8 protein-coding genes are annotated in these 6,461 nt (G+C 69.8%); 5 read left to right on the top strand and 3 right to left on the bottom strand.

Translation table 11 applies throughout. The features are described from left to right. Positions 1-200 precede the first annotated feature (200 nt). Positions 201-677 carry a Cys-tRNA(Pro) deacylase gene (gene ybaK, locus AB0M83_RS48235; RefSeq protein WP_364529476.1) on the bottom strand — a complete coding sequence of 159 codons (477 nt, stop codon included), beginning with the start codon at positions 675-677 and terminating at the stop codon, positions 201-203. A gap of 193 nt (positions 678-870) precedes the next feature. On the opposite strand from ybaK, the gene AB0M83_RS48230 reads away from it, so the two are divergent. The 4 genes from AB0M83_RS48230 (at position 871) to AB0M83_RS48215 (ending at position 3,787) form a co-directional block, all read left to right on the top strand. Continuing rightward, positions 871-1,494 carry a sigma-70 family RNA polymerase sigma factor gene (locus tag AB0M83_RS48230; RefSeq protein ID WP_350310699.1) on the top strand — a complete coding sequence of 208 codons (624 nt, stop codon included), beginning with the start codon at positions 871-873 and terminating at the stop codon, positions 1,492-1,494. Further along, on the top strand, positions 1,491-1,811 hold the full coding sequence (gene rsrA / locus AB0M83_RS48225) for a mycothiol system anti-sigma-R factor (RefSeq protein ID WP_364529473.1): 321 nt from the start codon (positions 1,491-1,493) through the stop codon (positions 1,809-1,811). The genes AB0M83_RS48230 and rsrA overlap by 4 nt, the downstream gene beginning before the upstream one ends. Before the next feature lie 239 nt (positions 1,812-2,050). Then, complete coding sequence (locus AB0M83_RS48220) at positions 2,051-2,263, top strand: biotin/lipoyl-binding carrier protein (protein WP_364362919.1); 213 nt, start codon at positions 2,051-2,053, stop codon at positions 2,261-2,263. Positions 2,264-2,266: 3 nt separating this feature from the next. After that, positions 2,267-3,787: a histidine kinase N-terminal domain-containing protein gene (locus tag AB0M83_RS48215; protein WP_364529470.1), complete on the top strand. Its 1,521-nt coding sequence runs from the start codon at positions 2,267-2,269 to the stop codon at positions 3,785-3,787. A gap of 315 nt (positions 3,788-4,102) precedes the next feature. Here the strand turns inward: AB0M83_RS48215 and AB0M83_RS48210 are convergent, their stop codons facing one another. Together AB0M83_RS48210 and AB0M83_RS48205 are read right to left on the bottom strand one after the other, a co-directional pair. Continuing rightward, positions 4,103-4,357 (bottom strand): WhiB family transcriptional regulator, encoded by a 255-nt coding sequence (locus AB0M83_RS48210; protein WP_072481920.1) that lies wholly within the window; start codon positions 4,355-4,357, stop codon positions 4,103-4,105. Between the two features lie 274 nt (positions 4,358-4,631). Continuing rightward, on the bottom strand, positions 4,632-5,558 hold the full coding sequence (locus tag AB0M83_RS48205; RefSeq protein WP_364529468.1) for a diacylglycerol kinase family protein: 927 nt from the start codon (positions 5,556-5,558) through the stop codon (positions 4,632-4,634). A 326-nt stretch (positions 5,559-5,884) separates the two neighbouring features. Here AB0M83_RS48205 and AB0M83_RS48200 point away from each other — a divergent pair, with 326 nt between their 5' ends. After that, positions 5,885-6,355 (top strand): hypothetical protein, encoded by a 471-nt coding sequence (locus AB0M83_RS48200; RefSeq protein ID WP_364529465.1) that lies wholly within the window; start codon positions 5,885-5,887, stop codon positions 6,353-6,355. The last annotated feature ends 106 nt before the right edge of the window (positions 6,356-6,461 follow it).

Below are 6,461 nucleotides of genomic sequence, written 5' to 3'. Positions count from 1 at the left end.
CGGCCACCCCGGACCCGGTATCCGACCCACCGCAAGAACAGCCGGCGAGGCACGAAGACCACCACACGTTAAAACTCAAGGAGTCATTCACTGCGTCTCATGACGCTCGGTTCGCGGCGGCGACCCCCTCCGCGGCGGGGAGCCGGGCGGCTGAATCCCCGAGTCTGCCGGGCCGGCTGGGCCTGGCGTGTTCGCGCTGGTCAGGCCGCGATCGGCGCCACCACCGCGCCGGTCAGCCGGACCAGCTCACCAGGGGCCAGCTCCACCTCGAGCCCCCGCCGGCCGGCCGAACAGAACACCGTCTCGAACGTCGGAGCCGTCGCGTCGATCACCACCGGCAGCCTGCTCCGGTGGCCCAGCGGTGAGATCCCGCCCAGCACGTACCCCGTGGCGCGCTGAGCCGCCGCCGGGTCGGCCATCTTGGCCTTCTTACCGCCCGCCGCGGCCGCCAACGCCTTCAGATCCAGCTGCCCCGTGACCGGGACCACGCCCACGACCAGACGGCCGTCCACCTCGGCCACCAGCGTCTTGAACACCCGGGCGCGCTCTAGGCCCAGCGCCTCCACCGCCTCGAGCCCGTACGACTCCGCGCGCGGGTCGTGGTCGTACGCGTGCAGCGTGTGCGGCACTTTCTGCTTCACCAGCAACGCGGTCGCCGGGGTGCCCTTGCCAGCCATGGCCCGGAGTCTAGGGAATGCCCGCACCCCCCGAATGGTTGTACGGCACGTGACCACAACCCTCGCCACCACACGCTCTCGCAGCCGCCGCCGCCCTCAGGCACCGGCGAACCGCGGTGTGCCCGGCCCCCGCGTAAACTCGACGTCGCCGTATGCGCGTACGCGCATCGACGCCGAGCGGGAAGGGAACGGTTTGCCGAGCACGCAGAACTCAGCGCCGGAAGAAGCGACCGAGGCGGAGCGCGCCGAGCGCTTCGAACGGGACGCGATGCCGCTGCTCGACCAGCTGTACTCGGCCGCGATGCGGATGACCCGCAACCCCGCCGACGCCGAGGACCTGGTCCAGGAGACCTACCTGAAGGCGTACGCCGCCTTCGCGTCGTTCAAGGCCGGAACGAACCTGAAGGCCTGGATGTACCGCATCCTGACCAACACCTACATCAACGGCTACCGCAAGCGGCAGCGGCAGCCGGTGCAGCAGCCCACCGAGGAGATCACCGACTGGCAGATCGCCAAGGCGGAGAGTCACACCTCCAGCGGGCTGCGTTCGGCCGAGGTCGAGGCGATGGACAACCTGCCCGACACCGACGTCAAGGCCGCCCTGCAGAAGCTGCCCGAGGAGTTCCGGCTGGCCGTCTACCTGGCCGACGTCGAGGGCTTCGCGTACAAGGAGATCGCCGAGATCATGGACACGCCCATCGGCACCGTGATGTCCCGCCTGCACCGCGGCCGCGCCCAGCTGCGCGACCTGCTCGCCGACGTCGCGCGCGAGCGCGGCTTCGTCCGGGGCGCCAAGGAAGAGGTGGCGGGGCGATGAACGACATGTGCGAGGGCGCGTCCGACAAGGTCCGCTGCGAAGAGGCGCTCGCCGACATCTACCTGCTCCTCGACCGCGAGTGCAGCCCCGAGCGGGACGCCGCCCTGCGCGCCCACATCGAGGACTGCCCGCCGTGCCTCGAGGAGTACGGCATCGACGAGCACATCAAGCAGCTGCTGGCCCGCAAGTGCGGCGGTGACCACGCCCCGGCCGAGCTGAAGAGCCGGCTGCGCGCGTCGATCCGCCAGACGGTCGCCACCCGTGGCGGCGTCACCGTCGAACGCACCGAGATCACCCTCGACCAGCGTTCCGAATAGCGCCCGAGCACGGCGAAGGCCCCCACACCGCGGTGTGGGGGCCTTCGTCATGCCGACGCCGGGAATCAGGCGTTGGGCTTCTTGCCGTGGTTCGCGCCGTTCTTCTTGCGGTCGCGACGCTTGCGGGCGCGCTTCGACATGTTCACTCCTCGTCGTCAAAGCTGGTCAACCTCTCAAGTGTGTCATGACGTCCCGTTCTGGTTGGATGGGGTCGTCGGGCGAGCTGCGAGGAGGGTGCGATGGCCGAGATCAGGGCCGAAATGGTCGGTACCGTGCTCGAGGTCGTCGCGGAGCCGGGTGCCGCGCTCAACGCCGGCGACACCGTGCTGATCCTGGAGTCGATGAAGATGGAGCTGCCCGCCGTGAGCGCGAAGGCGGGCACGCTGACCAGCCTCGCCGTGGCGAAGGGCGACCGGGTCCAGCAGGGTGACGTCCTCGGGACGGTCGAGTAACCCGTGTCCACGCTCGCCGAACTGCTCGCCGACAACACCGGCCTCCCCGGGGAGGCCGCGGACCACCTGCAGACCGTCGTCGCAGAGTGGCAGCTGCTGGCCGACCTGTCCTTCGCCGACTTCCTGCTCTGGGTCCCGGTGACCGAGGAACTGCAGCCGGACGGCGGCGACTTCGTCTGCGTCGCGCACGCGCGCCCGACGACGGCGCCCACCGCACACCCCGAGGACGTCGTCGGCACGCGGTTCACGGTGGAGGAGCACCCGCAGCTGGCGAAGGCCATGCGCGAGGCGCGGATCTGCCGCGAGGAGGACCCGCACTGGTACCGCGACCTGCCGATGCGGCGCGAGGCGATCCCGGTGCGGTTCCACGGCGACGTCATCGCCGTGATGAGCCGCGAGACGAACCTGGCCGCGCCGCGCGTCCCCTCGCCGCTGGAGATCGCGTACCTGGGCAGCGCCGGCGACCTGTGCCAGATGATCGTCGACGGCACGTTCCCGCCGAGCGGCACCAACGCGACCGACACGCACACGTCGCCGCGGGTGGGGGACGGGCTGATCCGGCTCGATTCGAGCGGCACCGTCGTGTTCGCCAGCCCGAACGGCCTGTCCGCCTACCACCGGATGGGGCACGAGTCCGACCTGGTCGGCACGCGGCTGGCGCCGCTGACGCGCTCGCTGATCCGCGACCCGTTCGACGCGACCGAGGTGTCGCACCGGATCATCGAGGCCCTCGACGGGAAGCCGTCGAGCCGCACGGAGGCCGATTCGCGGCGCGGCGCGGTGGTGCTGTTCCGCGCGCTGCCGCTGCGCCCGGCCGGGCAGGCGGCGGGCGCGCTGGTGCTGGTGCGTGACGTCACCGAGGTCAAGCGCCGCGACCGCGCCCTGCTCTCGAAGGACGCGACGATCCGCGAGATCCACCACCGCGTGAAGAACAACCTGCAGACGGTGGCCGCGCTGCTGCGCCTGCAGTCCCGCCGGACGTCGTCGGAGGAGGCGCGGCTCGCACTGGCCGAGTCCGTGCGCCGGGTGACGTCGATCGCGTTGGTGCACGAGGCGCTGTCCATCTCGGTGGACGAGCGCGTCGACCTCGACAAGCTGCTCGACAACGTGCTGCCGATGGTCGGCGAGGTCGCCACCGCGGAGTCGCAGGTCGGGATGAAGCGCACGGGCTCGTTCGGGGTGGTGGTCGCGGAGATCGCGACGCCGCTGGTGATGGTGCTGGCCGAGCTGGTGCAGAACGCCATCGAGCACGCGTTCCCGGCGGGCCGGTCGGGCAAGGTCGAGCTGATCGTCGAGCGCTCGGCCCGCTGGCTGGACGTCGTCATCCGCGACAACGGGCGCGGGCTGCCGGCGGGGTTCTCGCTGGAGCGTTCGGACGGCCTGGGCCTGCAGATCGTGCGGACGCTGGTGGAGTCCGAGCTGCGGGGCTCGCTGTCGCTGCGCAAGGTCCGCGTCGAGGAGTCGTCGACGCGGGTGACGGGAACCGAAGCCGCGCTGCGCATCCCTCTTTCGAGGCGCTTGTAGACAGTCGCGTTTGGACTCGAGCACCGCCGGGCATTTCCGTCCCGGTGGACGTGATCGGGTGCGGATCGCGGCGGGACAGCCCGGACACGGTGAAGGCCCGGCACGTGGAGCTGTGTGCCGGGCCGTTCAACGTTCGCGTGAGGACTTGAAGTCCTGGTGAGGTTTCAGCGCACCCGTCGCCGGGTGGTTTCGCCTCGCTTGTTAAGCTCGAACCGGGTAGGTATCACCCCAGACGGCCTGGACACAACAGTGTCAGCCCGGGCGAATTACCTGCTTGGCTCGGGTGTAGCTTGATGCTGTGTAGCTAACTGAATATCAGGCGTTGGTACGCGTGCCGATGTGCGTACGGCGGCGCTTGAGCGCGCGTCGCTCGTCCTCGCTCATGCCGCCCCACACGCCGGCATCCTGACCACTGGCCAAAGCCCAGGCCAAGCAGTCGGAAGCGACGGTGCAGCGGTGGCACACGGCCTTCGCCTGAGCTACCTGCGACAGAGCAGGACCGCTGGTTCCCACCGGGAAGAACAGCTCGGGGTCCTCGTCTCGGCAGGCCGCATCGTGGCGCCAGTCCATGTTCGTGAGCTCCTTCATATGGCGCGGGAGGGCCGCGCCACAGTCGTCAATGGCGGTCGTGTTCTTGGGTGCTTGTGAATGCTTTCACGAAGCACTGCTTTCGACAAGGGTTTCCGGAAGATCGGTGAGTCAGGTCACCCGGCCGAGCGACCCCTCTGACCTGCGGTTTCTCTCCGAAACAGCCGCCCGAAGGGAAGGCTGATGCGCTGAGCGGAGCTTCTGCGTCGACGAACGGCAGCTTGCACTTTGCCGCAGGCGATCAGCGGTCCCGTCGTCACACGATCACTGTGAGTGCGTTCGGGACACTGAAGAATTCCACTCTGGTCCGCTGGCCGACGAGGTCGCCGTCCACCTGGAAGTTTACCGGTTCAGCTGCGTCGATGCGGATCATCGGCACGTCGTCGTGACGCACGAGACGTTTTCCCTTTTGGTTGCTCTTCGTAGCCAAAGCACGGCGTACATGCTTGAACACCGTGGGCAACCCCAGACCGTTCAACGCGAACAAACCCAATCCCGTCTCGAACGAGCAACCCGGGTTGAGGTGGATGGGACGCTCGCCCAGGTAGCTCCACGGATCGGTGTTCGACACGAAAGCGGTCAGCGCTTCGGTCGGTTCCTCGCCCGGGACGCGGATGGTCAGGACCGGCCGGCCCTGGGGCGGCCGGAAGTAGGACCGGACGGCGGCCCGGAGGTAGAGGCCCGCCGTCGTCTGCTTGCCGCGGCGCTTCGCGACCCGGCCGACGACGTCGGCGTCCCAGCCGAGCCCGGAGTTGAAGGTGAACCAGTGCCCGTCGGCCAGGCCGAGCCCGACGCGGCGCGAGCGGTCGTTCTCCAGCGCGTTGAGCAGCTGGTGGGTGGCCTCGACGGGATCCGCGGAGATGCCGAGGGCGCGCGCGAACACGTTGGCGGAACCGCCGGGCACGACACCCAGGGCGGGCACTCGCCCGATTTGCGAGGGATCACCGTCGGCGTCGGCCAGCAGGCCGTTGACGACCTCGTTGACCGTGCCGTCGCCGCCGTGCGCCACGACCAGGTCGATCCCGTCCCGCGCGGCCGACCGCGCGACCGCCATGGCGTGCCCGCGGTAGTCGGTTTCGACCACGTCGAGCTTGACCTGGCTGGCGAGCGCGTGCGCCAGGACGTCCCGGCCACCGGCGGTGGTCGAGGTGGCCTGGGGGTTCACGACGAGGATTGCGCGCACCACCGCAGGGTAGGTGACGCCCACCGCCGCGAGAACCTCTCGACGGCGCAAGGTGACCGGAAGCACCGGTCGCGACGACGCTTCGAACAGCACCTGTGACCCTGTGCCGGGCGGCCCTCCTTCGCGTGACGAGTGTCCGCTCGTCGTGACAAGTGCACCCGGGCCGACCGCCCGCTCATCGACGACACCTGAATTCTCAGCGCCCGGGCGGTCCCGCGAAAACGGCCGACCGGGTGGCATACGATCGAATCAGCTCACGCACGGTGACTCGCCCTGGTCGAGTCCACTGTGCTCCCGCAAAGCAAGTCCCTCCGGAAGGCCCCGCAGTGAAGTTCTCGCCCGCTCCCCGTGAGGTCCGGCTGGCCGGCGTGGTCACCGCGGTGCCGTCGCTCGCCCTGCTGGTGTTCGGGGTGGTGGTGCTGGTGCACGGCCTGGGTTCGCCCGCGCAGCCGGGCAACAACATCTACGTCGAGTCCGGCACGTTCATCGTCGTGGCGCTGGCGTTCCTGGCCGCGTCGGCCGGGCTCGTCCTCGGCCAGACGTGGGCGCGGTCGCCCGGGGTGGTGATCGCGCTGATCGTGGTCGGCCTCGGCTGGTACCTGCTCGGGCCGTCCGGCGAGCCGGTGTGGGGCGTGCCGATCGCGCTGCTCGGCATCGCGGCGCTGGTCCTGCTGTTCCGGCGGCCGTCCCGGGCCTGGGCGCTGGGCCTGCGCGAAGGCGAGACGGAGACGGAAGCCGCCGAGCGCGGCGGTCTGGCCGGCCGCCGTGCCGAGCGCGAGGGTCACGAAGAGGACTGAAGCCGGATCTCGCGTGATCGGGCCCGCAAGTCGCGTGATTGAAGCCGTGACTCGCGTGACTGAAGCCGGAACTCGCGTGATCCCGGGCGGAACTCCGGAATTCCCG

Source organism: Amycolatopsis sp. NPDC051106 (assembly GCF_040682775.1).
In the GTDB taxonomy this organism is placed as follows: Bacteria; Actinomycetota; Actinomycetes; order Mycobacteriales; family Pseudonocardiaceae; genus Amycolatopsis.
The sequence above is the reverse complement of the archived record's forward strand: the minus strand, read 5'-3'. Positions and strand labels throughout refer to the sequence as shown.